At 67.5% G+C, this 902-nt stretch carries 1 protein-coding gene; it reads left to right on the top strand.

Annotation, left to right across the window (positions count from 1 at the left end; translation table 11 throughout):
* Nucleotides 1-902, top strand: a 902-nt coding sequence (locus AB4Z37_RS32945) for a hypothetical protein (RefSeq protein ID WP_441520874.1), incomplete at both ends; no start/stop codon positions are given.

Genomic DNA, 902 nt, shown 5'->3' with positions numbered 1-902 from the left:
CTCGGCCAGATCACCTTCGGCAATCCGAGCAATCCGTCGGCGACGGGGGCCATCAACCTGCTGCCGGGCAGCATCACGTCGGTGTCGGCGGGCGGCACGCTGATCCCCTATGGCGCGCCGCTCGGCAACACCGACTGGATCTACGGCACTGACAGCAGCGGCAGGCCACGTGCGCTGAGTGCGCCGCCGGCCAAGACGGTCTCGTTCTATGGCAAGGCGCTGACGGTGGCGTCTGCCGCACAGATCGATGAATCCGGCGGCGGCGACATCTATGGCGCACAGTTCGTGACCGGTGCCGGCGGCTCGGTCGATACGCTCAACGGCGCCCAGACCTTCGCGATCCTGCCGAGCCTCGGCAATCACTATGCGCCGCGCGATCCGCTGATGCAGCTCAGCGATCCGACGCAGATGGCATCAGCGCCGGTCGGCCTGCAGGTCGGCCAGCAGGTTTATCTCAGCAGCATCCCCGGGCTGCCGGCCGGCACCTACACCTTGCTGCCGGGGCACTACGCCTTGCTGCCCGGTGCCTACAAGCTCACCGTGGCGGCGAGCCAGACCACCGCCACCGGGCTCGTGACCGGTGCACTGCGCAATGGCTCCTACCAGGTGGTGGGCTATGGCACGGTTGCCAATACCAACCTGCGCGATGCACTGCCGTCGCTCTATACCGTCACGCCGGGCGCGGTGGTGCGCCAGCAGTCGCAGTACAACGAGACCACGATCAGCCAGTTCTTCGCATCCCGGGCGGCCGCGAGCGGCATCGCCGCGCCGTATCTGCCGATCGATGCCGGCCAACTCGTGATCAATGTCATCAACAGCCTGTCGCTGCCAGCGGCTGGTGGCTTCGGGAATTTCACCACCCCGGCAGGCGGCCGCGGCGGGCAGGTCGATATCGTGGCGTC

Source organism: Bradyrhizobium sp. 2TAF24 (assembly GCF_052115025.1).
Classification (GTDB): Bacteria; Pseudomonadota; Alphaproteobacteria; order Rhizobiales; family Xanthobacteraceae; genus Bradyrhizobium_A.
Note: the sequence above shows the minus strand (reverse complement) of the source record. Positions and strands in the feature narration are given on the sequence as shown.